This window comes from Corynebacterium sp. HMSC072A02, from assembly GCF_001810085.1.
Classification (GTDB): domain Bacteria; phylum Actinomycetota; class Actinomycetes; order Mycobacteriales; family Mycobacteriaceae; genus Corynebacterium; species Corynebacterium hesseae.
The window spans coordinates 54,896-81,318 of the sequence record NZ_KV799871.1 but is presented as its reverse complement, the minus strand read 5'-3'; the positions used below and the strand labels follow the sequence as shown (position 1 = coordinate 81,318).

Annotated in this window: 25 protein-coding genes; 5 read left to right on the top strand and 20 right to left on the bottom strand. The window is 62.1% G+C overall.

Going from position 1 to position 26,423, the window contains the following annotated elements; translation table 11 throughout:
• Window positions 1-42 precede the first annotated feature (42 nt).
• The 12 genes from HMPREF2698_RS10540 to pyrR form a co-directional block, all read right to left on the bottom strand.
• Window positions 43-2,085, bottom strand: coding sequence for a primosomal protein N' (locus tag HMPREF2698_RS10540; protein ID WP_070564418.1), 2,043 nt, complete (start codon window positions 2,083-2,085; stop codon window positions 43-45).
• Between the two features lie 11 nt (window positions 2,086-2,096).
• Complete coding sequence (gene metK, locus HMPREF2698_RS10535; protein WP_070564415.1) at window positions 2,097-3,320, bottom strand: methionine adenosyltransferase; 1,224 nt, start codon at window positions 3,318-3,320, stop codon at window positions 2,097-2,099.
• Window positions 3,321-3,435: 115 nt separating this feature from the next.
• The gene (gene coaBC, locus HMPREF2698_RS10530) at window positions 3,436-4,656 is read right to left on the bottom strand and encodes a bifunctional phosphopantothenoylcysteine decarboxylase/phosphopantothenate--cysteine ligase CoaBC (protein WP_070564661.1); all 1,221 of its coding nucleotides are present in this window, start codon (window positions 4,654-4,656) and stop codon (window positions 3,436-3,438) included.
• Window positions 4,657-4,869: 213 nt separating this feature from the next.
• Complete coding sequence (rpoZ, locus tag HMPREF2698_RS10525; RefSeq protein ID WP_070524322.1) at window positions 4,870-5,172, bottom strand: DNA-directed RNA polymerase subunit omega; 303 nt, start codon at window positions 5,170-5,172, stop codon at window positions 4,870-4,872.
• 38 nt (window positions 5,173-5,210) lie between these two features.
• Window positions 5,211-5,780 carry a guanylate kinase gene (gene gmk / locus HMPREF2698_RS10520; RefSeq protein WP_070564413.1) on the bottom strand — a complete coding sequence of 190 codons (570 nt, stop codon included), beginning with the start codon at window positions 5,778-5,780 and terminating at the stop codon, window positions 5,211-5,213.
• An 8-nt stretch (window positions 5,781-5,788) separates the two neighbouring features.
• Entirely contained in the window at window positions 5,789-6,109 is a 321-nt protein-coding gene (gene mihF, locus HMPREF2698_RS10515; protein WP_010186801.1) for an integration host factor, actinobacterial type, read from the bottom strand.
• Between the two features lie 270 nt (window positions 6,110-6,379).
• Complete coding sequence (gene pyrF / locus HMPREF2698_RS10510) at window positions 6,380-7,228, bottom strand: orotidine-5'-phosphate decarboxylase (protein ID WP_070564410.1); 849 nt, start codon at window positions 7,226-7,228, stop codon at window positions 6,380-6,382.
• Window positions 7,212-10,553, bottom strand: a complete 3,342-nt coding sequence (gene carB / locus HMPREF2698_RS10505; RefSeq protein WP_070564407.1) for a carbamoyl-phosphate synthase large subunit — start codon at window positions 10,551-10,553, stop codon at window positions 7,212-7,214. The genes pyrF and carB overlap by 17 nt, the downstream gene beginning before the upstream one ends.
• Before the next feature lie 30 nt (window positions 10,554-10,583).
• Complete coding sequence (gene carA / locus HMPREF2698_RS10500; protein WP_070564404.1) at window positions 10,584-11,747, bottom strand: glutamine-hydrolyzing carbamoyl-phosphate synthase small subunit; 1,164 nt, start codon at window positions 11,745-11,747, stop codon at window positions 10,584-10,586.
• 103 nt (window positions 11,748-11,850) lie between these two features.
• Window positions 11,851-13,209 (bottom strand): dihydroorotase, encoded by a 1,359-nt coding sequence (locus HMPREF2698_RS10495; protein WP_070564400.1) that lies wholly within the window; start codon window positions 13,207-13,209, stop codon window positions 11,851-11,853.
• Window positions 13,210-13,253: 44 nt separating this feature from the next.
• The gene (locus HMPREF2698_RS10490) at window positions 13,254-14,225 is read right to left on the bottom strand and encodes an aspartate carbamoyltransferase catalytic subunit (protein ID WP_070564397.1); all 972 of its coding nucleotides are present in this window, start codon (window positions 14,223-14,225) and stop codon (window positions 13,254-13,256) included.
• Window positions 14,226-14,816 carry a bifunctional pyr operon transcriptional regulator/uracil phosphoribosyltransferase PyrR gene (gene pyrR, locus HMPREF2698_RS10485; RefSeq protein ID WP_070524339.1) on the bottom strand — a complete coding sequence of 197 codons (591 nt, stop codon included), beginning with the start codon at window positions 14,814-14,816 and terminating at the stop codon, window positions 14,226-14,228.
• 161 nt (window positions 14,817-14,977) lie between these two features.
• Here pyrR and HMPREF2698_RS10480 point away from each other — a divergent pair, with 161 nt between their 5' ends.
• From HMPREF2698_RS10480 to HMPREF2698_RS10460, 5 genes are read left to right on the top strand one after another with little or no spacing between them, the layout of a single operon-like run.
• Window positions 14,978-16,375 carry a TIGR01777 family oxidoreductase gene (locus HMPREF2698_RS10480; RefSeq protein WP_070564394.1) on the top strand — a complete coding sequence of 466 codons (1,398 nt, stop codon included), beginning with the start codon at window positions 14,978-14,980 and terminating at the stop codon, window positions 16,373-16,375.
• A 35-nt stretch (window positions 16,376-16,410) separates the two neighbouring features.
• Window positions 16,411-16,926 (top strand): YbjN domain-containing protein, encoded by a 516-nt coding sequence (locus HMPREF2698_RS10475; RefSeq protein WP_070564391.1) that lies wholly within the window; start codon window positions 16,411-16,413, stop codon window positions 16,924-16,926.
• Window positions 16,919-17,440: a YbjN domain-containing protein gene (locus HMPREF2698_RS10470; RefSeq protein WP_070564388.1), complete on the top strand. Its 522-nt coding sequence runs from the start codon at window positions 16,919-16,921 to the stop codon at window positions 17,438-17,440. The genes HMPREF2698_RS10475 and HMPREF2698_RS10470 overlap by 8 nt, the downstream gene beginning before the upstream one ends.
• Window positions 17,437-17,955, top strand: coding sequence for a hypothetical protein (locus HMPREF2698_RS10465; RefSeq protein WP_070564385.1), 519 nt, complete (start codon window positions 17,437-17,439; stop codon window positions 17,953-17,955). Before HMPREF2698_RS10470 ends, HMPREF2698_RS10465 begins: the two co-directional genes overlap by 4 nt.
• Window positions 17,952-18,482 carry a hypothetical protein gene (locus HMPREF2698_RS10460; protein WP_070524349.1) on the top strand — a complete coding sequence of 177 codons (531 nt, stop codon included), beginning with the start codon at window positions 17,952-17,954 and terminating at the stop codon, window positions 18,480-18,482. Before HMPREF2698_RS10465 ends, HMPREF2698_RS10460 begins: the two co-directional genes overlap by 4 nt.
• 3 nt (window positions 18,483-18,485) lie before the next feature.
• On the opposite strand, the gene HMPREF2698_RS10455 is transcribed toward HMPREF2698_RS10460, so the two are convergent.
• The 8 genes from HMPREF2698_RS10455 to HMPREF2698_RS10420 are packed head-to-tail and all read right to left on the bottom strand — an operon-like array spanning window position 18,486 to window position 26,389.
• On the bottom strand, window positions 18,486-19,340 hold the full coding sequence (locus tag HMPREF2698_RS10455; protein ID WP_070564382.1) for a PPK2 family polyphosphate kinase: 855 nt from the start codon (window positions 19,338-19,340) through the stop codon (window positions 18,486-18,488).
• A 10-nt stretch (window positions 19,341-19,350) separates the two neighbouring features.
• Window positions 19,351-20,121, bottom strand: coding sequence for a sulfite exporter TauE/SafE family protein (locus HMPREF2698_RS10450; protein ID WP_070564379.1), 771 nt, complete (start codon window positions 20,119-20,121; stop codon window positions 19,351-19,353).
• Between the two features lie 6 nt (window positions 20,122-20,127).
• The gene (gene coaD / locus HMPREF2698_RS10445; protein WP_070564658.1) at window positions 20,128-20,631 is read right to left on the bottom strand and encodes a pantetheine-phosphate adenylyltransferase; all 504 of its coding nucleotides are present in this window, start codon (window positions 20,629-20,631) and stop codon (window positions 20,128-20,130) included.
• Complete coding sequence (gene rsmD / locus HMPREF2698_RS10440) at window positions 20,606-21,208, bottom strand: 16S rRNA (guanine(966)-N(2))-methyltransferase RsmD (protein WP_070564376.1); 603 nt, start codon at window positions 21,206-21,208, stop codon at window positions 20,606-20,608. The genes coaD and rsmD overlap by 26 nt, the downstream gene beginning before the upstream one ends.
• Before the next feature lie 42 nt (window positions 21,209-21,250).
• On the bottom strand, window positions 21,251-23,347 hold the full coding sequence (locus HMPREF2698_RS10435) for an ATP-dependent DNA helicase RecG (RefSeq protein WP_070524361.1): 2,097 nt from the start codon (window positions 23,345-23,347) through the stop codon (window positions 21,251-21,253).
• A gap of 3 nt (window positions 23,348-23,350) precedes the next feature.
• Window positions 23,351-24,736 carry a DAK2 domain-containing protein gene (locus HMPREF2698_RS10430; RefSeq protein WP_070564373.1) on the bottom strand — a complete coding sequence of 462 codons (1,386 nt, stop codon included), beginning with the start codon at window positions 24,734-24,736 and terminating at the stop codon, window positions 23,351-23,353.
• Window positions 24,737-24,746: 10 nt separating this feature from the next.
• Entirely contained in the window at window positions 24,747-25,355 is a 609-nt protein-coding gene (locus HMPREF2698_RS10425; RefSeq protein WP_154762012.1) for a uracil-DNA glycosylase, read from the bottom strand.
• Between the two features lie 35 nt (window positions 25,356-25,390).
• Complete coding sequence (locus HMPREF2698_RS10420) at window positions 25,391-26,389, bottom strand: thiamine-phosphate kinase (RefSeq protein ID WP_070524368.1); 999 nt, start codon at window positions 26,387-26,389, stop codon at window positions 25,391-25,393.
• Window positions 26,390-26,423: the final 34 nt, after the last annotated feature.

The following is a 26,423-nucleotide window of genomic DNA, read 5'->3' as shown; positions in this document are numbered from 1 at the left end:
TTCCGCGGGAGGCGCTCGACAGGGGTGGAAAGGAGCGCAGCGTTAACCGATGTTTATCGGATCCACGGCGATACGCAGAGGCAACACATCCTTGCGAGCGCTGCGCAAGGAATTGGCTGTGCGCAAGGCCTGGCCCAGGAGGGACCGCGGGCCTAGCGGGGTTCGAATTAGCAGACGCTGTGGTTCACCGCCGCGCTCATGATCGTATTCACCCGGCAAGCTCACGCCAGGCGGCAACGGTACGGGCCCGAGAAGCTCCGCATGCTCCGGCAGTTCCGCTAACTCTAGGAATGCATCGAGGGAGGCGTCGGCCCCGTCGATCGCCGCCATATGCACCGCGGGTGGAAAGCGAACCTCGCGGCGCGCCTGCAACTCGGCCGCCGCGGCGCCCACCATGTCCCACCGGCTAAAGAAAGCCACAAGCGGCAGCTGTTCATCAGCGGCGACGATAACGACACCACCCTCTTTGGCTGGCGCTACGAGGGTGGCCGCCGCGGCCCATGTGGCCAACGTGTCCTCCGTGGCGCGCAGATCCTGGCGGCCGAGCAACGCCCCGGTTTCCACAAGGAGCGCAGCCCCGTACATCCCGCTTTTCGCTACGCGCGGCTCCGCGCCGGGTGTCGCGATGACGAGCGCCGGCGCGTCTGGGATTTCATTTACGACGGTGGATCCACCGGATTGAATCACGCGTGTATTGGGAAAGGCCCGGCCCATCTCTTCCGCAGTGCGCTCGGAACCCAACACGATGGCGCGTAATCGCGGTGAGCCGCACTCCGAACAGCGGTAATGCGCGTCAACGCGCCCGCACCACCGGCACGTGGGCAGCGCCGCAGAATCGGTCGACTCGTGCTTCGAGCCGCGAGCGGAAGGCAGACCTAAGGGACCGTTGCAATGACGACACCGTGCAGGAGATGCGCACTGCCCACAGGCGAGGATTGGGGCGTAGCCCTTGCGCGGGACTTGGACAAGGACGGGCTCGCCGCGGTCGAGGGCTGCGCGCGTGGCTTGGAAGGCGGGGCCGCTTACCGACGTCGTGCCTCCCCGCATATGGCGGGCCACGTTGACGCCATACGCACCTACCGCAACAATCTCGGGGCGCCTATCTTCCAGTGTGTTCGCGGCGGGTAGAAGATCGTGGGCCCACCCCGATTCAACGAGCAGTTGGGCTTCCGCGGTGCGGGCGTGGCCGGCGAGGATAAGGCTGCAACCTTCCTGCGCGGAGCGTGTGCTCAGCACTTCCCTGGAGTGAACATAGGGCTTGAGGTTGTCAACCAGGCTATCGTCGCCATCGTTGAGCAGGACGGCCAATTGGAGGCCCTTGACCGGGGCGAAGGCGGCGGAGCGAGTTCCGATGACGATTCGAGCTTGACCCGTCAACGCCGATAGATAGCGGCGATAGCGCGCCTGGGGGCCGGTGCTGTGCGCGAGCACCGTGATTTGTTTGGCAGAGACGTGGCGGCGAAAGGCCTCCTCGAGCTGGTCCAGGTCCTTCTGGTCCGGTACGACCATGAGCACGCCGCCGCCTTGGAGCGCCACACTGGTGCCCAGCGCTGCCAGCGCGCTTGCCCAATCCTCCCCCGGCGCTATCTGCCATGCTGCACGCGCAATATGGCCCGACAGCACCGAGTCCACGAAGGACTCGCCATGCTGGTACCCGGACCACGCAGAGAGATCCGGGTGCTCCGCTGTACCTAATTCTTCCCACGGTGTATCGACATCCGCTTCCTCAGCCTTGGCATGCCGCGCCGGGATGGCGGCGCGGATGATATCGGAGCGCACGCCACCATAGCGAGCTGCAAGGGATTCGATGAGCGCCGACATTTCCGGCGAGTACACCGCAAAGGGGGAAATGACGCGATCGATATAGCGAAGCGATCCAGCGAAGTCGGAATCGCTGGCGCGGGAGAGAAGGATGGCGTCGACCAGCCGGCCATTGAAGCGAATGCGCACGCGTACGCCTGGCTGGGCGGCCTGCGAATCCGATTCATCGATGAGGTAGTCGAATTCGCGGTCCAGGTGCGCTACCCCCAACAAAGGCAACACCCGCGCGACCGGTTGCTGGGCGGCGGGTGTCTTCTTGGGCATAGCGCCCGATTCTACAGGCCGGCGGCGCGGCGCAAGTCGACGGCCCGCGAGGTGTCCTCCCATGGAAGGTCAACATCGGTGCGGCCAAAGTGACCGTAGGCCGCGGTTTGACGGTAGATCGGGCGCTGCAGGTTGAGCTCGCGGATAATGGCGGCGGGGCGCAGATCAAAAACCTTGTCCACCGCAGCCTGAATGTCGGCATCGCTCAAACCGGCTTGAGCAGTGCCGAAGGTCTCGACATAGAGACCAACCGGCTTCGCGCGACCAATAGCGTATGCAACCTGCACTTCGGCGCGGTCGGCCAGGCCGGCGGCCACGATGTTCTTAGCTACCCAACGCATAGCGTAGGCGGCTGAGCGGTCCACCTTGCTCGGATCCTTGCCGGAGAAGGCACCGCCACCGTGGCGGGCCATGCCGCCGTAGGTGTCGACGATGATCTTGCGTCCAGTCAGGCCTGCATCGCCCATTGGCCCGCCAAGAATGAAGGAACCAGAGGGGTTGATGAGGAGCTCGGTGTCTTCGGTGTAGTACTTGCTCAGGTTCGCATCGTTGACGACCCACTCGACTACATGGGTACGAAGCTGCTCCGCGAGCCATTCCTGGGTCACCTCCGGATCATGCTGGGTGGAGATGACAATTGTCTCTAAGCGAGTCGGCACATCGTTCTCGTCATATGCAAAGGTGACCTGGGTCTTGCCATCTGGGCGCAGGGAAGGAACGATGCCTTCCTTGCGGACCTGGGTGAGGCGACGCGAAAGGTGGTGTGCCGTAGAGATCGGCAGCGGCATGAATTCTGGAGTCTCATTCGTTGCGTAGCCGAACATGAGGCCTTGGTCGCCAGCGCCATATTGATCGTCGTCCTCAAACTGGCCCGAGCGAACCTCGGTTGATGCGTCCACTCCGGCGCCAATCTCTTGGGATTGCTCACCAATCGCTACGTTGACTCCGCAGGTGTGGCCGTCAAATCCCACGTCAGAGGAAGTAAACCCGATCTCAACGAGGGTCTTGCGTACAATCTGCGGGATCTCCACATACCCGGAGGTGCGCACCTCACCCACAACGTGAACTTGGCCCGTGGTGACAAGAGTCTCCACGGCGACGTGTGCGTTTGGGTCTTCCTTAAGAAGGGCGTCAAGAATGGCGTCCGAGATAGCGTCACAAATCTTATCCGGGTGACCTTCTGTCACGGATTCGCTGGTAAAAAGACGTACCGCCTGAACAGCTGTTTCAGTCACAAATCTTCCTTAAACTAGTTCTGCGCGCCGTGGGCAAGGCAGCGCCTATCCCACGTCCCGGCTAATAACACCGCCCCATCGTAGACCAAGCGGTCTACAGCTGCAAGAACGAGCGCTACCTTTCCAGAATTTCATTCACCACGTTAAGTATCTGGGCAGCTACAACCTGCTTCGATCCCGGTTCAACCTCCACCGGATCAGCACCCTTCCGAAGGATCCACCCTGCACTCGTTGGCTGTCCGAAGACCTTGCCCTCCCCAACCTCGTTGGCCATGAGTACATCGCACCCCTTCTTCACGAATTTTTGCTGGGCGTACTCGAGCACGCTCGTGTGTGCATCCCCGGTCTCCGCTGCAAAACCGACGATGATGGCATCGCGCTTCAAGTCCCCATTCTCGCGGCGTTCGACCAACCCCTTGAGGATATCCGGGTTTTCTACCAGCTCGAGATGAGCTAAGTCCTCGTCAGCGGCCCCCTTCTTCATCTTGGAGTCCGCGACGGAAGCCGGCCGATAGTCTGAAACAGCTGCAGCCATGATGACGATATCCGCATCCGCTGCTTCAGCGTTCATTGCCTTGTGCATATCGCGAGTGGAAGTCACCCGCACAACGGAGGCGCCTGATGGAATCGGAAGCGCGTCAGTATTGCCGGCAACGATAGTTACATCTGCACCGCGCTGCGCGGCTACTTCTCCTAAGGCAAAGCCCTGGCGACCAGAGGAACGATTGCCCAGGTACCGCACCGGATCTAGGTTCTCCTGCGTCCCCCCGGCAGAAATCACGACCTTGAGCCCCTGCCAATCATGATCCACGCGGTGGCCAGCAATAATTGTGCGGGCAAACTCCGCTATCTGCCCCGGTTCCGGCAAGCGGCCTGCACCGGAATCAACGCCGGTGAGCCGCCCATGGGCCGGTTCCATCACGATAACGCCGCGACGACGCAATGTCGCCACGTTGTCTTGCGTCGCTGGATTGAGCCACATCTCCGTGTGCATAGCTGGGGCAATGATGACAGGACACGTAGCAACCAGCACAGAGGCGCTCAGCAGATCATCGGCGCGGCCACAGGCCAACCGAGCGATCAAGTCAGCGGTGGCTGGGGCGATGACGACGGCATCGGCCTGCTGCCCCAGTGCGACATGCTGCACCTCATCAACTGCATCGAAAACGGTAGTCGAGACCGGATGCCCCGACAGCGCCTCGAAGGTGGCTGCACCGACGAAATTTAACGCGGCTTCTGTAGGAATCACGCGGACATCATCGCCGTGCTCAGTGAAGTCCCGAATCAGATGACATGCTTTATAGGCGGCGATTCCGCCGGCCACACCGACAAGGATGCGACGCGGCTGCGTGGTTCCGCCTGCACCCGATGAAGCCGCCTCTGCGGGAGCCGAGGCAGTGCTGCTCTCTGGACAATCTGGGGTTTGCTGTACATCCTTCACTCGGACGATAGTACCCAAGACACAACAAACCCACCCAAGCGCCTCAAGCGACACTAGGGTGGGTCTATTTCGGAATACGCGCTAGGCTGCTGCCTTCACGGGCGAAGGCTAGTTGCCTTCCTCGTGGTCCAGCAGGCCGGCGTCGATCTCGCGCAGTGCGATGGACAGCGGCTTCTCGCCCGGCTCCGGGGTCACCAGCGGTCCGACGAACTCGAAGACGCCTTCGTCCTGTTCCTTGTAGTAGCTGTTGATCTGACGTGCGCGCTTAGCGGCGAAGATCACCAGGGCGTACTTAGACGAGACCTTGCCCAGCAGCTCATCGATAGGCGGGTCAGTGATACCCGTCGGCGGATCGAATACTGGCTCCGGCTTTGCGGCCTCAGAATTGGCAGGTGTGGTCACGTTGGTCACATGCACCTTTACTGTTGGTAGATGGTCAAAATCGTGGTCTATCCACGCAGGATAGCACTAATTGCAGCAACGGCCTCATCGAGATTGTCATTGACAACGATGTGGTCGAACTCTTTTTGCGCGGCAAGTTCCGTTTCTGCGGTGTGCAAACGGCGGTCGATCACATCCTGTGGCTCGGTACCGCGCCCAGTCAGGCGCTCCACCAAAACCTCCCAGGACGGTGGGGCCAGAAACACGGTTTCCGCCTCCGGCATCGCCGCCTTCACGTTGCGGGCGCCTGCAAGATCAACCTCCACCAACACTGAGCGACCAGCCAACATCGCTTCCCTAACGGGTTGAGCCGGCGTACCAGAACGCTGCAAACCACCGTGGATCTCTGCCCATTCGAGCATGTCTCCGGCGTCTATGTGTTCCTGGAAAGCCTCCGGGGAGACAAAGAAGTAGTCCACCCCATCAGACTCGCCGGGGCGGGGTTGGCGCGTCGTCATCGAGACGCTGAAGTAAAGGTTGTCTACATCATCGCGCAGGCGCGAAACCACAGTGGACTTACCCACAGCGGACGGCCCGGCCAGAACGACCAGGCGCCCGCGTGCAGTTTCGTCAGCCATTGCGCTAATTACTCGCCGTAGCCGAAACGCTCGAGCAGGGCGCGGCGCTGACGGTCACCCAGGCCACGCAGGCGGCGGGTCTGAGCAATCTCCAGGTCCTCCATGATTTCCTTAGCCTTGACCTTGCCAACCTTCGGCAGAGCCTCGAGAAGCGCGGAGACCTTGGTCTTACCGATGATCTCATCGGTCTCGGCCTTCTCCAGTACTTCCTGTAGGTTGGTTTCGCCGCGCTTCAGCGCAGCCTTGAGCTCAGCGCGAGCCTTGCGAGCCTCAGCGGCCTTTGCGAGAGCTTCTTTGCGCTGCTCATCTGTCAACTTGGGAAGGGCCACGGGTTTCCTCCGATTTCATTAGTACGAACATTGTCATCTGATGGCTAACACCAGAATCTCGGCTCACGGTGGGAAGATTTCCCCAGCGCGGGGTAGCTTTTGCTACCGCCGCGAACCGACTTCTGGCAATCCTAGCACTGGTCTGTACGCGATGACGTAACCCGGCCCCTTTCTATTAAAGGTTCCTGCACGTCAACGCACATGCCTTAAACAAAATACCAGGTAAACGGCGCGCCTGTTAATCCAGCGCGCCGTTTGAGACCGAGCTCTTTAGTCTCGGAACTCGGCAGCCGTATCAATTACGGCTTTGCGCAGGTCAGCAACGTCTGGGCCCGCCGAAAGGATGGCTCGGGAGACGTTGGCAAAGCCCAGCTCGGGTGCCGCGGAGGTGAGTTGCCTAACATCAGCCGGAGTCGCGCCCTGCGCGCCCACGCCCGGAAGAAGAACCGGACCATGTAAATGGTCTAATACCGGCGGCGCGTCGAGTGTCGCACCGACAACCACTCCGAGCGCTCCCACAGCGTCATCCATGACCATTGCCGCGGCATTGCGCTGTCCGAGTTCATCAACGACGCGCTGCGCGACGCTGCGGCCATCGACGCTCAGCGATTGCAACGCTACGGCCTCCGGATTGGAGGTCGCCGCAAGGACGAAGACACCAGCACGGGTCTTTTCCGCAATATCGAAGACAGGACTCAACGCTCCCACACCGAGGTAAGGCGATACCGTCACCGCGTCCGCGCGCAACGGCGAGTCCTCCCCCAGCCAGGCCTCGGCATAACCCGCCATGGTGGAGCCGATATCGCCGCGTTTAGCATCGGCCAGACTCAGGCAGCCTTGCTCGCGCAGCGCTGCCAGAACCTCTTCGAGGACGGCGAAACCGCGCGAACCACAGCGCTCAAAGAACGCCACTTGCGGCTTGACTACAGCTGCCGTGTCGGCGAATGCCTCTACGCAACGCATACTGAAGGTGCGCAGTCCGTCGACGTCGACTGGCAGGCCCCACGCCTCCAGGAGGTGTGGGTGTGGGTCAATACCTACGCACAGACGCCCACGTTGCCTACCCGCGGCGACAAGGCGATCGCCAAAGGTAGGTGCAGCATTAGTTGGCTGGGTCATGCTTAAGCTCCTGCAGCGCGCGAACCTTAAGATCTCCCTGACGCAGTGCTTCGATGCCCTGCACCGCCGCGGTAACGCCCTGAACGGTCGTCACCAGCGGAACCCCGACGGATACTGCCGCGGCGCGAATGTCATAGCCGTCGTGGCGTGCACCGGCGGAACCGGCCGGTGTGTTGAGGATGAGGTCGACCTTGCCGGCCAGGATGGCGTCGACGATGGACTCTTGTCCCTCCTCAGCCTCAGAGACCTTGACTGCCACCTCGCACTCCACGCCATTGCGGCGCAGCATCTGCGCGGTGCCTGCCGTGGCGACGATGGTGTAGCCCATGTAGGCCAGGCGCTGAATCGGGAAGATCAGCGTGCGCTTGTCGCGGTTGGCCACGGACACGAAGACCGTACCCTCCGTCGGCAGCTCGCCGAAGGCGGCCATCTCACCCTTGGCATAGGCTGCGCCGAAGTTGTCGGCCAAGCCCATGACCTCACCGGTGGACTTCATCTCCGGGGAGAGCAGCGTGTCAAGCAGCTGACCGTCGGGGCGGCGGAACCGGTTGAACGGCAGCACGGCTTCCTTAACCGCAATCGGGTGCTCAATGGGCAGGGAGCCGCCGTCATAAGTGGACGGGATGATTCCCTCATCCTTGAGCTGCGCGATGGACGCGCCGAGCATGACGCGCGCTGCGGCCTTAGCCATCGGCACACCGGTGGCCTTGGACACGAACGGCACCGTACGGGACGCGCGCGGGTTGGCCTCAATGACGTAGAGGGTGTCGTCCTTAAGCGCGTACTGGACGTTCATCAGGCCCTTGACGCCGATACCATGCGCTAGACGACGCGTCGACTCCCGCACCTTTTCAATATCCTCCGGGCCGAGCGTCATCGGTGGCAAGGCGCAGGAGGAGTCGCCGGAGTGGATACCCGCCTCCTCGATGTGCTCCATGACTCCGCCGAGGTAGACCTCCTCGCCGTCGCACAGCGCGTCGACGTCGATCTCGATAGCGTTGTCGAGGAAGCGGTCCACCAACACCGGGTGATCCGAGGTGATCTCGGTGGCGCGCTCGATGTAGTCACGCAGGGAGTCTTCGTCATAGACAATCTCCATGCCGCGGCCGCCCAGCACGTAGGACGGGCGGACCAGCACTGGGTAGCCGATGCTCGCGGCGACCTCGCGGGCCTCATCGAAGGAGGTAGCGGTGCCGAAGTCCGGTGCTGGAAGCTCGGCAGCGGCAAGCACCTTACCGAACTCGCCGCGGTCTTCCGCCAGGTCGATGGCGGCGGCAGAGGTTCCGACGACCGGAACACCCGCGGCCGTCAGGCGCTCGGCCAAGCCCAGCGGGGTCTGCCCGCCCAGCTGGACGATGACACCGGCAACCTCACCACAGGCGGCCTCTGCGTGGTAGACCTCCATGACATCTTCGAAGGTCAAGGGCTCGAAGTAGAGGCGGTCTGCAGTGTCGTAGTCCGTCGAAACTGTCTCTGGGTTGCAGTTGACCATGACCGTCTCATAGCCCTCGCGGGAGAGCTCCAGCGCGGCATGCACGCAGGAGTAGTCAAACTCGATGCCTTGACCGATGCGGTTCGGGCCGGAGCCCAAGATGATGACCTTGCCCTTGGTCTTTTCGGAACTGGCTCGAACCTCGGATTCCGCGTTCGGATCCATCTCGTAGGTGCTGTAGTGGTACGGGGTTTGTGCCTCGAACTCGCCCGCACAGGTATCAACGGTCTTGTAGACCGGGCGAATACCCAGGGACCAGCGCAGGGAACGCACGCCATCCTCACCGGCGAACTCCGGGCGAAGCGCGGCAATCTGGGCATCTGAGAGGCCAAAGACCTTGGCGCGGCGCAACAACTGCGCGTCGAGCACTGGGGCGTTCTCGAGCTCCTCGCGGAACTGCACGAGTGCTTCGAGCTCCGCCAAGAACCACGGGTCCAGGTGGGAGTGCTCGTGGAGCTGCTCAACGGTAGCACCCAAACGCAGCGCCAGCTCGATGTCGTACATACGGCCCTCGGTCGGGCGCTCTAGATCCTTGAGCACGGCGTCGAGGTCGGTGGCGCGCTCACCGGCGAAATACTCATCCGGCTTGGTCCAGAAACCAGAAGGCTTGCCCTCCAGCGAGCGCATGACCTTATTGAGGCCGGAGATGTAGTTGCGGCCAATGCCCATGGCCTCGCCCACAGACTTCATCGTGGTGGTCAGGGTGTCATCAGCGCCCGGGAACTTCTCGAAGGCAAAGCGAGGGGCCTTGACGATGACGTAGTCCAGCGTCGGCTCGAAGGCGGCCGGGGTCACGCCGGTGATGTCGTTACGAACCTCGTCCAGGGTGTAGCCGATAGCCAGCTTGGCAGCCAGCTTGGCAATCGGGAAACCGGTGGCCTTAGAAGCTAGCGCCGAAGAGCGGGACACACGCGGATTCATCTCGATGGTGATGATGCGGCCGTCATCCGGGTTCACAGCGAACTGGATATTGCAGCCGCCGGTGTCGACGCCGACCTCGCGGATGATGGCGATACCCTGGTCGCGCATCTTCTGGTACTCGCGGTCAGTCAAGGTCAAGGCCGGGGCTACGGTGACGGAGTCACCGGTGTGGACGCCAAGGGCGTCGACGTTCTCGATGGAGGCGATGACCACGACGTTATCGTCGCCATCGCGCATGAGCTCAAGCTCGAACTCCTTCCAGCCCAGGATGGACTCCTCGATGAGGACGTTCGCTTCCGGCGAGGCGGCCAGGCCGCCGCCGGCGATACGGTCGAGGTCCTCCTCGTTGAAGGCCAGACCAGAGCCCAGGCCGCCCATCGTAAACGATGGGCGTACAACGACCGGGAGGCCGAGCTCGGCGACAGTCTCGTGAACCTCATCCATGGTGTGGCAGACGCGGGAGCGCGCGGATTCGCCGCCGATGGAGGCCACGATGTCCTTGAATTTCTGGCGGTCCTCGCCGCGCTCGATGGCGTCGATATCGGCACCGATGAGCTCGATATCGTACTTCTTCAGGATGCCCAGGCGGTCCAGCTGTACGGCGGCGTTGAGGGCGGTCTGGCCACCGAGGGTTGCCAGCACGGCGTCGATAGGATTGCCCTCTTCTTTTTCCTTCTGGAAAATCTTCTCGATGAACTCGGGCTCGATGGGTTCCACATAGGTGTGGTCTGCGAACTCCGGGTCGGTCATAATCGTTGCCGGGTTGGAATTGACCAGCGTTACGCGCAGGCCTTCCTCCTTGAGCACGCGGCAGGCCTGGGTACCGGAGTAGTCGAACTCGCAGGCCTGGCCAATAACAATCGGGCCGGAGCCGATAACCAGGACGTGATTGATGTCGTTGCGCTTTGGCATTAGTTTCTTCTTCCTCTTCCTGGTTGCGTTCTACTTGTTCGGGGACTTCTCAGTCATGAGCTCGATGAACTGGTCAAAGAGCGGGTTAGCATCGTGCGGGCCAGCAGCGGACTCAGGGTGGTACTGCACGGAGTAGGCCATGCCGTTCTTGAGCGCCACGCCCTCGATGGTGTTGTCGTTGAGGCAGGTGTGGGACACAACTGCCGGGCCGAAGTCAGTATCGAACTCCTCGCCCGCCGGGTTCTCCTTGCCCGAGGGGCTGGCCAGGGCGAAGCCGTGGTTCTGCGAGGTGATGTCGAGCTTGCCGGTGAGCTGGTTGCGCACCGGGACGTTGATACCGCGGTGGCCGAACTTCAGCTTGTAGGTGTCCATACCCAGCGCGCGGCCGAGGATTTGGTTGCCAAAGCAGATGCCAAAAAAGGGGTACTTGGCAGCAAGGATATCGCGCACGATGCCCACCATGGTGTCAGCGGTAGCCGGGTCGCCCGGACCGTTGGAGACAAACACTCCATCCGGGTTGTACTGCTTGATCTTCTCGAAGGGGGTGTTGGCTGGAACCACGATGGTTTCGATGCCGCGCTCAGCAAAGTTCTTCGGGGTCGCGGTCTTGACTCCCATGTCATAGGCCACGACAGTAAAGCGCTTCTCCCCTACGGCCGGGAAGGTGTAGACCTCATCAGTCGATACTTCTTCGGACAGGTCAAGACCGGCCATAGACGGCTGGTTCTTGACCTCAGCGATGAGCTCCTCAACGTCCCGCTCAGCTGCCTCGCCGGAGAAGATGCCGGCCTTAATGGAGCCGTGGTTACGCAGGTGACGCACCAGGGTACGGGTATCAATTCCGCCGATGCCGATGATTCCCTGCTTCTCCATCTCCTCCGGCAGGGAACGGGCGGCGCGCCAGTTGGAAACACGGCGGGCAAGGTCACGGATAACCAGGCCGGCAACCCAAATCTGGTCGCCGTGGGACTCGCTGTCCTCATCGTTCCAGCCCGTATTACCAATCTGGGGCGCGGAGGCAACCACGATCTGACGGTGATAAGACGGGTCAGTCATGGTCTCTTGGTAGCCAGTCATGGCGGTAGTAAAGACGGCTTCGCCCAGGGTTGTGCCCGTGGCGCCGAAGCCGAAGCCACGGAAAGTACGGCCATCGGCGAGGACCAGAATGGCGGGAGTGGTGCTAGTGGAAGTCACTGTGCGTTAAACCTTTCAGTGATTTTGTCGGTGAAGGGTTGGTTGTGTTGGCTATGAGCGTTGGGTACTCGGGTTGAGCAACTCTGACTCTCGATTATCCCGATTATTCGTCTGCCTCGTCACCACTTTCAGCAGAGAGGTCATAGGTCACCGCGCCGCGCAGGATGGTGTAGGTAACGCGCGCGCCAAACTCCTCCCCCTCATAGGGGTTGTTCTCCGACTTCGAGGCCAGGCGGGTGGAATCTGATACCCACTCATGTTCCGGATCAACGATGGTGAGGTTGGCCGGCTCGCCGACCGCAATCGGGCGACCATGGCCGGGCAGGCGGGTAATCTCCGCCGGACGCTCCGACATGACGCGAGCAACGAAGCGCCAATCCGCCAGACCAGTGGCGACAAAGAGCTTGGCGATGACCGCCAGGGAGGATTCAAGTCCCAGCATGCCCGGCTTGGCGTGCTCGAACTCGACGCACTTGTCTTCGCTGCCGTGCGGGGCGTGGTCCGTTGCCACGACGTCGATAAGCCCGTCGAGCAATGCCTGACGCAGGGCCAGGGTGTCGGATTCCTCGCGCAGCGGTGGGTTGACGCGGAAGACGCCGTCGTAGGTCACCAGCTTGTCATCGGTCAGCAACAGGTGGTGCGGGGTCACCTCAGCGGTCAGCGGGATGCCCTGTTCCTTGGCCCACTTGAGCAGCTCTACGGTGCCCTTGGTCGAGGCATGGCAGATGTGCATGCGGTTGCCGTAGTCACGCGCGAGCAGTGCGTCGCGCGCCACGATCGATTCCTCAGCCACGCGCGGCCAGCCGCGCAGACCGAGGCGGGCGGCAACCTCGCCCTCATGGGCACTCGCGCCTTCGGTCATACGGTGATCCTCCGCGTGCTGGGCCAGCAGGACGTCGAGCCCCTTGGCGTATTCCAAGGCACGGCGCATGAGCTGCGGGTCTTGGACACACTTGCCGTCGTCGGAGAACATGCGCACCTTGGCATCCGAGCGGGCCATCATGCCGAACTCGGTCAGCGTTTTGCCCTCCAAGCCCTTCGTGATGGAGCCAACCGGATGGACGTCGCACAAACCGCGCGCCTGGCCCTTGGCCCAAACGGACTCCGCGATGATCGGCTGGTCCGTGACCGGGGAGGTATTCGCCATGGTGAACACGGCAGTAAACCCACCCTTGGCGGCGGCCCGCGAGCCGGTCTCGATGGTTTCTGTGTCCTCGCGGCCGGGCTCACGCAGGTGGACGTGCATGTCCACCAGGCCCGGCAGCAGCACGTTGCCGCCCCCGTCGATGGTGCGGTCGACGCCTTCCGCTGGGGTGATATCGGCGGCGCCGATCGCCTCGATGACGCCATCCTTGATCAGGATGTTAGTGGGTTCCCCTTCCCCATAGGGGCGAACATTGGTGATGAGCAAGGTGCCCGCCGCGGGAGCAGAGAGCACGCCGGTGTCTGGATAAGTAGTCATGGTTTCTGAAAAGCTCTCCTCGTTGATTTATGAGATAACTCGTTTTAGATACCGGCGTTCTCGCCGTTGGTGAGCAGCGTAAAGAGGGTGGCCATGCGCACGTGGACACCGTTGTGGACCTGCTGGAGCACTGCGGTGTTGTCATAGTCAGCCACCGCGTAGTTGATTTCCATGCCGCGGACCATGGGGCCCGGGTGCATGATGATGGCGTCCTTCTTCATGGCAGCAGCGCGTTCCTTGGACATCCCGTAAAGAGCTGCATACTCGCGGTGCGAGGGGAAGAAGCCGCCGTTCATACGCTCTGCTTGGACGCGCAGCATCATGACGACATCAGCCTTGGCCACCTCGGAGTCGAAGTCATGGGAGACGCGTACCGGCCAGGTGTCGACGCCAAAGGGCAGTAGCGTCGGCGGAGCGACAAGCGTAACCTCAGCGCCCAACGTCGACAGCAGGTCCACGTTGGAGCGCACGACGCGGGAGTGCAGGCAGTCACCGACGATGGTGACGTTCAGGCCCTCGAAGCCGGTGCCAGAGGCGGAGCGATCCGTACCAAGGTGTAGGCGCTGGCGCATCGTGACGGCGTCGAGAAGCGCCTGCGTGGGGTGCTGGTGGGCACCATCGCCGGCGTTAATCACGCTCGGCCCCTGTCCTCCCGGTGCTACCCAGCCGGCCAGCTGCTGCGCCGCGCCGGAGGAAGGATGGCGGATGATGATGGCATCGGCGCCGATGGAGGTCAGCGTCAGTCCAGTGTCCTTGAGGGACTCGCCCTTCTTCACCGAGGACGTCGAGGCAGACAGGTTGATGACATCCGCCGACATCCACTTTCCCGCCGTTTCAAAGGAGGAACGAGTACGGGTGGAGTTCTCATAGAACAACGTAAACACGGTTCGCCCGCGCAGGGTCGGCAGTTTCTTGACTTCGCGGCCGTCCAAGGCTTCCCGGAAACGGTCGGCCTCATCCATGAGCCCAAGGATTTCCTCGGCGCTGTGGTCGGCGATATTGATGAGGTGCTTCATTTATGCCTCCTTGCCGGGCTGTGCAGTGAAGCGGGTAAGAATGACGGCATCCCGGCCGTCGATGTCGGCGTTGTAGACGGTGACGTCCTCGTCGCGTGCGGTGGGGATGTTCTTGCCCACGTAATCGGCGCGGATGGGCACCTGGCGGTGTCCGCGGTCCACGAGGACGGCAAGTTGGATGATGTCGGGGCGCCCGATATCTGCCAGGGCGTCCAGCGCGGCGCGGATGGTGCGGCCGGAGTACAGCACATCATCAACAAGGATGACCGTGGCGCCGTTGATACCACCGGCTGGGACTGTGGTGGGCTGCAATGCCCGGTGCGGGCGGGCATATAGATCGTCGCGGTACAACGTGATGTCAAGGGAGCCCCAGGGAACCTCCACCCCGGAGAATTCCTCAATCTTTTCGGCAAGGCGCTGCGCTAAAGGCACGCCACCAGAGGGAATGCCTAAGAGCAGGACCCGAGGAGATTCACTCGAATCAAGCGCCGTTTTCTCAATGATCTGGTGCGCGATGCGTGCGACAGTACGCGCGACGTCTTTCGAGCTCAGCAGCTCGTTGGACTCCGCGTGGGTGCCGGTTTCACTCATCGTGACCTCCTTCCCCGCCTCACGGTGCGGTCTTTAAAGGATGTCGGACAATGGTTAATAGGACTTGTCTATGCTTGAAAGCCAGCACTAACCATAGCACTCTTCATCCGTGCTGTATACGCCCTCGCACCCCCGAATTTTCTGAGGCAGGTCCATAGACAGTGAGTTTTACTACCCAGCACGTTGTTCCAGCCCCGCGCGGAGAGGTATGGCAATGGCACACCCGCCCCGGGGCGCTCGCCCGCCTCACCGCGCCATTTGGTTTCATGTCTCCCCTGCAGCAGGCAGAGTCACTGGCAGACGGAACATCGGTCTTGAGCTTGCCTGGCGGCCTGAAATGGGTTGCCCGGCATGATTTGAGTAGGTACCAGCCGCGGCGTTCCTTTGCGGATGTGTGCATCAACGCTCCCTTCCGTTCGCTGGCGAACTGGCGCCATGAGCACTTCTTTGAGGATCACCCGGAAGGCACACTCATCACCGACAAGGTGGACACACGCATTCCCACGGGTGCGGTGGAGTCGGTCTTTGCCTACCGTCAGCAACAGCTCATCGAAGACTTTCGCTTTGCCCAACGGCTCGGTGAGCTCAACGTCGAGCCCCGCACAATAGCGATTACGGGAACGCACGGGACGGTTGGCGCTGCTGTGGCCGCGCAGCTTGGCACCTTGGGCCATACCGTCGTGCCTTTAGTGCGCTCCTCCCCGGGCGCCGGCGAACGCTTGTGGCGCCCAAACATTCCCGCCAAGGATTTATTGGAGGGAATCGATGTTCTCATCCACCTAGCCGGGGAGCCAATCTTCGGTCGTTTTAACACCGCTCACAAGGAGGCGATCCGGGATTCGCGCGTGGGCCCCACTCACCTGTTGGCCCAGCTTGTAGCCCAGACACCGTCCGTGTCAGCGATGGTCTGCGCCTCCGCCATCGGCATCTACGGTCCGGACCGGGGCGACGAGGATCTCACCGAAGAATCGGAGCGTGGGGATGGTTTCCTCGCCGACGTCGTGGGGGCGTGGGAGGAGGCCTGCGCGCCGGCGCGCGAGGCGGGAAAGCGCGTGGTGAACCTGCGCACCGGCATAGTGCAATCAGCCAACGCGGGTATCCTCCCGCTGCTGCGTGCATTGTTTTCTACTGGACTCGGCGGCGCGTTCGGCAAGGGCACCATGTGGAATAGCTGGGTTGCACAGGACGATCTTTCAGACATGTTTGTCCGCGCCGCGCTCGACTCAGAGTGGCAGGGCGCGATCAACGGGGTCTCCCCGCAGCCGGTGCTCAACCGAGACTATGTCGACGCCCTCGGCGCCCTGCTCCACCGTCCCACCTTCATCCCCATTCCCAGCGTCGGGCCCGCCCTGCTGCTGGGTAAGGAAGGCGCACGCGAGCTCGCACTGGCTAACCAGAAGGTGGTGCCCAGCCGACTGGAGAATCTGGGCCACGTCTTCCGCTACCCAGAGTTAAAACCAGCACTTGCCCACGAACTCGGCGGCGAACAGCTCGTCGATGCCCCCACCTGCGCACCCGAGGCGGACGGCTCCGGTAGTGTCGGGGCCGGAAAAGATTAAGAAATATGTAGCAAGTAGCAAAGTGAGTAGAAGAATTGACGGACACCACTAATCACGACGACGCGCAGCAGCGCCAGCTGCAGCCCGACACCCCCATCGAGGAAGTCACCCTCGAGCGCATCGCGGAGATCTTTGAGTCAGAGAACTTGGAGTACCGCATCGAAGAGCAAAAGACCCAGGACGGCCAGACGGTCAACCTTCTGCGCACCGGTTTCTCAAACGCCGCCATTGCCTTCCAGCTCGTTGGCTCCTCCCTCATCGTCGATTCCGTGTGGCGCGGCTCGGTCCCCGCCTCCGAGGGGCCTGCGCTCCTCATGCACATCAACGCGTGGAACCAGGACCATTTCACCCCGGCTTTCCGCTTCTTCGAGGCGCCCGATAACGCCTTGGCGGTCTCTGGTGCGCGTGATCTCGACGTGACACATGGTGCCTCCCGCAACCAGCTTGGCGCGTTCGTCATGTCTACCTTGGATGCCGTGTTGCAGTCCTTCGAGTGGATTGAACAGCAGTACCCGCAGCTCGTTACCTGGAAGGAGCACAACCATGACTAATCCGACAACCACCGCCGCCGAAGACCCGCACGCACTGCCGGAGGTCACCCTCGACCGCATCATCGAGGCGATGAAGACCTTCGACATTGAACTCGAGCCAGTCACCGGCCGCGACGATGCCGCCACTGCAAACCTCAACGGTCTGCCCTGCATGTTCGCCGTGTTGGAGAGCGTTGCCATCGTGCGCTGTGATGTGCCGACGGACGTCAACTACGCCAAGGCTGATGCAGGCCTTTTCCTGGCGGCCAACCAGATCAACTCCGTGGCCATGGGTGCCCGCGCGGTGATCGCGGACTTCGACGGCATGCTCCTCGTGCGCACTGAGGCCGACCTTCCATGCGCGGCCGGAATGACTGACGAACAACTCGCGGCCGCACTGCGCGCCTCCGTGGACGGCGTCATCAACGCCCAGAACGCCATGGTCGCCGCCGCCGAAGAGATGGCCAAGCTCGGTTCGGAATCCGCCGCGCAGGCGGGAGAAGGATCCGAGGCCGCCCAGGGTGAACAGCAGTGACCGATCTCCACGTGGTTGAGCCGGTCACCATCGACCGGCTAGCGCAGTTGTGCGAGCTTATCGACGCCGACTATGCACTCATCGAGGCAGCACCAGAAGCCGCCGAGGACGCGGCTGCTGACAACTCCCCGGCCGCGCGGCGCGTGCTGCAGACCGGTGTCCCCCATATCGCTGTGCACTGTGACCTTGACGCCGAGGGTGACGTGTTGAGCGCCTTCGCCTCCTGGGAAGGCACGCTTCCCGCACACCTGGAGCAAGACGTGGCCGCCGCCGTGGCGGAGCTGAACTGGGCTAGCGTTGCACCGACGTTGAGTTACCTCGTGGAAGAGGATGCAAAGGGAAACGAGGAAATCCACCTAGGAGCCAACCGCGCCATGGCTGTGGGCGAAGGCCTCTCCTTGGCCCAGCTGGGCCACTTCCTGCTGAGCTCGCTCGCCAGCTTCGCGGAAATCTTCGATATCGTGGCGCAGCGCTTCCCGCAGGCAGTCACCTGGGATAAGGAGGAGCAAGCATGAGCCACAACTCGACAACGAACCAGAATGCATCCGTAGGTTCCGATCCCTTCGATATCATGTCCGGCTCACCACTGCCCGCCGTGAGCCGGGATCGCGTGCTCACCGCGCTGAACAGCACCGAACTGGACATGGCGGCCACTGCGCACCCGGAGGATGCGACTGCCGCAGTTGCCCGCCTCAACGATCTGGACTGGGTCATCACCGTGGAAGAGGGCCTCGTGCGCATCGAGTGCGTACTCTCCACGCAGCTCAACGCCGACATGCTCCCCATCTTCCACGTCCTGTGCAATGAGTTCAATGCAGGCGCATTCGATGGGCGCGCGCTCGTCGGGCTGGTCGAGGATGAGGTGGAGCTGCGCGGTGACGCCTGCTTCGTCACCACTGCCGGACTGAACGAAGACCAGCTCTTCCACGCGCTTAACGTGGGCGTCATCAATGCCCAAGAAGCTCTGCTCTCTGTTCTCGATACCTTCAACGCCGCGGCCCGTGAACTTGCCCGCGACGTCGATGACGCAGAAAGCGACTAGCTCTTAGTCGGCGTCCTTAATGCGCTGGCGCTCTACTTCCGGATCAAAGTCGGGCGCTGGCCATTCCAGGTCCAGGTGGCGTAGGAGATCCACGATGAGGAACTTCAGCGCCATCCGGGCATACTTTTTATTATCGGTGGGGATGACGTACCAGGGTGCGTAGTTTTCATCTGTGCGCCGAATGGCATCCTGATAGGCCGCCATGTAGTCATCCCAATAGGCCCGCTCTTCCACATCGGAAGGGTCATATTTCCAGAACTTGTCCTCCCGTTCCGTGCGCTCCAGTAGGTTCTTCTTCTGCGCGTCCTTGGACAGATGCAAGAAAACCTTGATGACCTTGACGCCCTTCGCCGTCAGATCCAGCTCATAGTCGCGGATGGCTTCGATGCGTCGGTCCACTTCTTCTTCATCGACCCACTCGTGTACGCGTTGGATGAGGACATCTTCGTAGTGCGAGCGATCAAAGGCCACGATTTGCCCCGGCTGTGGGTCATGCTTGCGGATGCGCCACAAGAAGTCGTGTTCTAATTCCTCCTCGGTGGGCTTACCAAAGCTCACGGTCGTGGTTCCCTGAGGGTCAAAGGTGTTCAACACGTGGCGGATAGCCCCGCCCTTGCCCGAGGTATCCATGCCCTGCAAGACAATGAGCACCGCTGGGGCGTCCTCACCATAGCTGCGACCATTGGCAAAAAGCCGCTCTTGGAATTCATACAGCTCATCATCGTACTTGGAGAAGCGAGCGGCGAGCTCCTCCTTATCGCCGTCAAAACCGGGGGTTGCCGAAGCATCGACCGAATCAATCTGAAAATTCTTGCCAGCGCGCAGGGACAGTGCGTCCTCAATCTTGAATTTCGCCATGGGTCCCACCCTACCCAGGCGCTGTCCAAGCACCCAGAGTGAACAAGCCTCGCAGCAATGCGCTGAGCGCCCCCAAGCTTGCCAGCGATAGCGAGAGCTTATGCGCCTTGTCCCGTGAGACCCGTCCTGCAATCTTCTTACCTAGGAAGATGCCAATGCACATGCCAACGACGCCGCAGGGCCACACCAGCCAGTGCAAGCCCTCAAAACCGCCGGATCCCAAGAAGAATTTGGTCAACACCGACGACAGGCCGCCAATGAAGAAGCAGGGCTGTAGGGTTGGCGCGAGGACCTCCTTGGGCCACCGCGCAGCCTGCGCATACACAGTGATGACCGGGCCGGCCACGCCCGCAAGCGTGTTGGTGAACCCACCCAAGATGCCCGCGGAAATGGCTGGGCCCGTACCGCGCATCTCCGGGACGAACTTTCGCCCGAAGACCACCACACCCAACGCGATCAACAAGGCCGCGCCAACGAGTACCAACAATGCTGCGGTATCAATACGCGCGATGAGCAGGGCTGCCGGGATTGAGCCGAGGATCATGAAGGGGCCGATGCGCAGCCACTTTCCCCAATCCACGTTCTCACGCATCGAATAGGTCGTGAGAACAGCGTTAAGGCAGGCCAAAACATTGATGACCATGATGCCTTCCACCGGGCCGAGGAAGAGGGTCAGGATTGGTCCACCAATGAGGCCAAGGCCCATGCCGGACACTCGTTGCAGGCAGGAGCCAGCTAGAACTGTGAAGAGAACAACGAGCGGTATTGCCAGTACAGACATGTCCCCTTAGCCTCGGTACCGTTCCATGACAGCAGCAGCCACATGCTCCGGGAACATACCCGTGACGTCGCCTCCGTAGTGTGCCACCTGCTTGCACAGCGAGGAGGAAATGTAGCCGTACTTCTCATCTGTTAGCAAGAAGACCGTATCGATTCCGGAAAGGCGCCGGTTCATCTGCGCCATGGGCAGCTCGTATTCATAGTCCAAGGAGGAGCGAAGGCCCTTCACAATCGTGTCTATGCCATGCGCGCTGGTGTAGTCCACGAGCAGACCGCCCCACCAGTCCACCTCGATTTCCGGGGCGACGGTACGGCGAATCAAATCCACGCGCTCCTCCACGCTGAACAACCCGGAAGGCTTGTCTGGGTTGCCCGTCACCAGCACCGTGACCTTGTCAAAGAGCTCGCTCGCACGGTTAAACACGTCAACGTGCCCTAGCGTGATGGGATCGAAAGAGCCGGGGCATACGGCGGGGTCGGCATGGCTAGTCCTCCTGGTTGTCGGTGTGATTGGTGTCCGAGGTCTCCGCGTCGCGGTGATAAATCGCCATATCAAAACGCGCGATACCGAAGGTCCGCTTCTTGAGCTTCTGACCGGTGGGCTCGAAACCTTCCGGCCATTGTGTCTGTGGGGAATCTACATGGCGCTCGATGACAACAATCGCGGCATCATCCAGCACCGGCTCGATCGCCGCGAGAAGTCCGTCGACGTCATCGAAGCTATACGGCGGATCCGCGAGCACCATGTCGAAATAGCCGCGCGGTGCGGTGGCCAGGTAGGAGGAGGCATTCATTTCTCGTACCTCGACGCGCGGGTGCTTGACCACCCCAATGTTGTGGCGGATGACTTTTACGGCCGCGGCGTTGTTCTCCACGAGGACGACTTCTTCGGCACCGCGGCTGGCCGCCTCCAGACCCAGCGCACCTGAGCCCGCAAACAGATCCAGCACGCGGGAATCAATGAAACCCCAACGCACGTTCAGAGATGAGAAAAGTCCCTCACGGGCACGGTCGGACGTGGGCCTCGTCCCGGCTTCGGGCACCTTGATGGTGCGCCCGCGGGCCTCCCCGGCGATGATTCTGGTCATGGCTTCTACCCTATCTCCCCTGTCCCAGCCGCGGAGACTCCCCTAGTTCTTCTCCAAAAATCCCTGCTCATCGGCGCTCAGATTGTGCGTCAACTGCTCCGCCAGGTCAGGATTGCGCTCAACCAATGCGGCGGCATCGGCATGCGTGCGCTCGATGATGTCCCTGTCATAAACAAGGTCGAGCAATTTGAGCGTGCGCTTCGTGCCGGATTGGAGTGTTCCTAAGATGTCGCCTTCGTGGCGTTGCGTGAGATCCAATTCGGCAAGGTCAAAGCCGGACGGCGTATCCGCAATGGCTTTGATGCGCCGAAAGGACTTGCTGTCTGGCTCGGCCAGCGTATGCAGCAAACACACGGATTCGTTTCCCCCGCGGCCCACGCGCCCGCGCAGCTGATGTAACTGCGAAACTCCAAAATTCTCCGATTCACGGATGAGCATGACGGTGGCGTTGGGCACATCGACGCCGACCTCGATGACCGTGGTGGCCACGAGGACGTCAATCTCCCCGCGGGCGAATCGCTCCATCACCTCATCCTTATCGGGCATCTTGCCGTGGAGCATCTCCACTCGAAGCCCGCGAAAAGGTAGGTTGCGCAATTGCAAAGACATGGTTTCCACCCCGCCCTCGCCTTCAATTCGCGGGCAGACGATATAGGCCTGGTGGCCTTTGCTCACCTCTTCGCGAATGCGCTCGATGGCGCGGCGCACCCATTCCGGTTTCCATTCAGGCACCACCGCGGAAAGGATGGGTTTGCGCCCACCGGGAAGCTCCTTGAGCGTCGAGACTGCCAGGTCACCGAAGACGGTCATGGCAATGGTGCGCGGAATGGGGGTTGCTGTCATCACCAGCACGTGCGGGCTGATGCCCTCACGCGTCTTGGTGCGCAGACTATCGCGCTGCTCCACGCCGAAACGGTGTTGCTCATCCACGATGACCAGGCCAAGATCGAAAAACTCTACGCTGTCCTGGATGATGGCGTGGGTGCCGATGACGATATCGGCCTCACCAGAAACAATCTCCAGCAGCGCCTTGCGCTTCTCCGCCGTCTTCATCGACCCTGTCAAGACCGTAACGGTGACACCATCCGGAACGCTGGCGCTTATCGACGCCCCATGCTGCGCCGCCAGCACCTCCGTCGGCGCCAGGAGCGCGGCCTGCTTGCCGGCGTCTACCGCTTGCAGCATGGCGCACGTGGCAACGAGCGTTTTTCCCGAACCCACCTCGCCTTGCAGCAGTCGCATCATGGGCGCGGTGCCGCAGAGATCAGCATCGATTTCGGCGATGACGCGGCGTTGGCCGTCGGTTAGCGCAAAGGGCAGCTCAGAAAGCAGCTCATCGCGGTAGCCCTCCAGAATGGCTGGCATTGGGGTTGCCGTGCGCGCCTTGACGTCGCGCTGACGAAGGGCCATGACCAATCCGATCGACAAGGCCTCGTTGTATTTCAGACGCTGGATGGCGCGTTCCGGCCCGCTGTCTCCCGGTTCGTGGATTTCGCGCACTGCCTGATCGAGCGTCACCATCATCCGATAGTCCAGCGGCTCCGGAATAGGCGGGGTGTGTTCGAGGACCTTGTGGATGGCACCCATGATGTACCACGACGTCACCTTCCCGCTGGCCGGGTAGACGGGGATCCATTCACGTTGCAAGAAGGTGTCTAGTGAACCGAACTGGGAGAGCTTCTTGAGCGAGCCTGTCCCCTGCCCGGTTGCGCTATCCAGCAGGGACTCCTGATAGCGGCCGGGATCAAGGATGAGGAAGTCGGGGTGCTGCAGGCTGGGATATCCGCGAAAGTACTTCAGCTTGCCGGAGAGCATGACGCGCATACCTCGGCCCAGCACGCGCTGGACGTAGTGCGCGTTAAAGAAGGAGGCTTGGACTCCGTTATCCATGTAGAGGATAAACACCATGGCTTTAGAGGTGTGCTTGACGCGGGCCTCCTCAATGACGCCGGTGATGGTGACGTGATCTCCGTCCTCGGCACCGCCGAGGCCCACGTCCTTGTTGTGGCGGATATAGTCACGCGGATAATGGCTAAGCAGCTCCCCGCACGTGGTGTAGCCGAAGGCGCGCTTGAACGCCGCGGCATCCTTCTTTGCCAGTACTTCCGTCAGCGCCCGATCGTCTTGCCATCCCAGCATGGTCTACTCCACCCCGATCTCCGTGCGCAATCCGGGAACTCGAAGCACAACGACGTCGACACCAAGAATCTGCGTCAACTCTTCAGCATCGATGTCACAGCCGGACAACACAGTGATTTGTTCGCCCCCATAGGCCAACTGGGTGCGGCATGCCGCGATGATGCCGTCGAGGCTTTCTGTTTCCGGATGAGCCACCCGCATGGAACGCGCGGCATCGGACATAGCGGCCACTACTTCGGCCGAACGAGAGGGGTTGGGCGAATACACCGATAGCGCGGCGAGCCCGGCCACGATGGAGCCAGTCGGTATGACTGTCGCCCTGCCTGGATCTCCACCGCACCCGTTGGGCAGGAAAAGATCGCCTGCCGCAGCATGTTCCAGATCCTCGCCGGGCCCAATTGCTCGCGCCCCAGCCTTCTCAAATAGCTCCCGCGCGGCCCCTTCGGGCACCGCGGCAAAAATACGCCGCTGCGGGCTCTCGCCCTCGCTGTGCTCCGTGGCGCACGCCCCCGCCTCTGCGGGCGGCAGCGCCTCGAGCCGCAGGTTGCTGACCTTTCCCAGGCCGTAGGCCTTTTCGATCACCGTGCCGGCCTCCGGACTATGGATGTGAACGCTGCCAGAGGTGTCCGTCGCCCGCGCGATGACGAGGCTATTGCCCAGCGAGGCCAATGTTTGTTCAACCTCAGCGAGGTTTCCCTCGAAGAAGAAGACGACTTCGATCTCTGCAAGCTCCTCAGGTTTCTCTGGCACCGAAACGCTCAACGGCTGGTTGGCGGGTTCTTCACCGGTGACCTGTGCAAGGAGGCACTCCAGCAGAATCACGAAGCCGGTACCGCCGGCATCCACGACACCTGCCTCGCGCAGCGCGGGCAGTTGCGACGGAGTCTGCGCCAGGGCCTGCCGTGCGGCGTCTAACGCTGCAACCAGGATGCCGTGTAGCTGGGCACCGGGCTGCCCGGCGGCCTCACTGGCAGCGGCCGCTGCAGCGCGCAAAACGGTGATGATGGTGCCTTCTACTGGGGCGGCAAGCGCGCGATCGACCAACGTGACAGCCAGCGTCAAAGCATCAGCGAGGACCGCACCATCCACGCGCGAGTCCGTTGTGGCATCGGCAACGCCACGCAGCACCTGCGAGAGCACCATCCCCGAGTTGCCGCGGGCACCGCGCACCGAACCGATGGCCAATGCTTCAGCGACGTCCGCCTCACCCTTATCGGCCTCCGCCAAGGCGGACTCCATGGTGTGCGCCATGTTGGATCCCGTGTCCGAATCGGGCACCGGGAAAACGTTGAGGGCATTGATTTCAGCGCGGCGGCGCTGCAGCTCCTCCACGGTTCGTGCGGCCCACTCATGCAGACCACGAGCGTCCAACTCGGCGGGATATGACATGGTGGCTAGTTTACAAGCGCCAGTCCACCGCGGGGACGCCACGGGCCTCTAAGGCCGCGTTTGCGCGGGAGAAAGGGCGCGAGCCGAAGAAGCCACGCCGCGCTGACAGCGGCGAGGGATGCGGGGAAGTAATGCAGTCCGTGCCCGGTAGGTAGGCCTGGCAGGACTGGGCGTCGCGGCCCCACAGGATGGCCACGATATCGCGCCCCGCCAGCGCCCTAATGGCTGCCTCGGTAATCGCCTCCCACCCGAGCCGGCGGTGCGAACCCGCCTGGCCCGGGGCCACGGTGAGTACCCGGTTGAGCAGTAGTACGCCCTGGTCAAACCAGGCCCGCAGGTCACCATCGGCGCGGCCGGGGATGCCGAGGTCGGCGCCAAGCTCGGCGTAGATATTCTTCAGCGAACGCGGTGCCGGCACGCCCGGCCGCGTGGAGAAGGACAAGCCCATGGCATGCCCCGGTGTGGGATAGGGATCCTGGCCCACGATGAGCACCCGCACGTCCTCGAGGGGCATCGACAGGGCGGCAAAGACGTCCTCGGCCGGCGGCAAGAACTCTGCCCCAATCTCACGCTCGATGCGTGGGAGGTTGTCCTCCAAGGCCTGCCTGATGTGCGGCATCCACGAATAGTGGATGTGAGAAGTATCGATGTGGCTCACGCAAATCCCTCCCAGCCCTCGCTATAGCGAGGTTCCTCTCCATCGATGGTTACTCCGGTGCCGCGCATCACCCGGCCAATTTCCCGGAACCCGGAGGGGGCAGCCTTAAACGTCGTAGCCAACAGCGTGTGGTCCTCCCCACCCGCCAAGACCCACTCCCAAGGGTCGATGCCGAGCACCGCACCGGCGGCGGCCACAAGCGGATCGGGAGCAATGGCGCCGCGGTCAAAATCGATGCGCACCCCGGAGCGCTCAGCCAAGTGCCCCACATCGCGCACGAGACCATCCGAGTTATCCGTCATCGCGGTCGAGCCGGTTGCCCGAGCGATGACGCCGCGCCCGGGTGCGAGGGTGGGCGCGCAGTGGGCGTCGATCAACGGCCAGAGCTCGTCCAGCTCCGGGGGCAGCGCGCGGCCATAACGTTGCAAGAGGGCCAAGCCCGCCCCGGAATACCCAATCTTGCCGTGCGCCACTAGCTTCTGGCCCGCACGCGCACCATCCAGAGTCAACGGTGCGCCGCTTCCGCCCAAAGAGCCCATCGCTGTGACGTTGATGACCAGGCTGTCGCTGCGGGTCAAATCACCGCCGACCAGCTCAGCGTTGTACACCGCGCAGCGCTCAGCAATGCCTTGCGCTATCCCACGCACGAAATCCACCGGGGTATCGCCCGGGGCGGCGATCGCCAGAAGCGCTGCAGTAGGCCGAGCCCCCATTGCCTCAATATCGGCAAAGTTGCGCACGATGGCCTTGTGACCGACTTCCGCGGCGGTGGACCAGTCCCGCCGAAAATGCCGGCCCTCCACCATCATGTCCGTCGAGGCCACAGTGCGCGAATTAGGCGCCGCCGGATAAAGCACCGCGGCATCATCGCCGTTGAGTGCACTCGGCGCTGCGGTGACGATTTCATGGATAACGTGCCGTTCGCCGGCTTGGTCGAGGGTATGGGATAAACCCACCGTCACGGACTCCTTTTCCTTGCGCAGATGGCGCACCATTCTGGCACGCCTTCAACGTTCGTTCTTCTTGGGC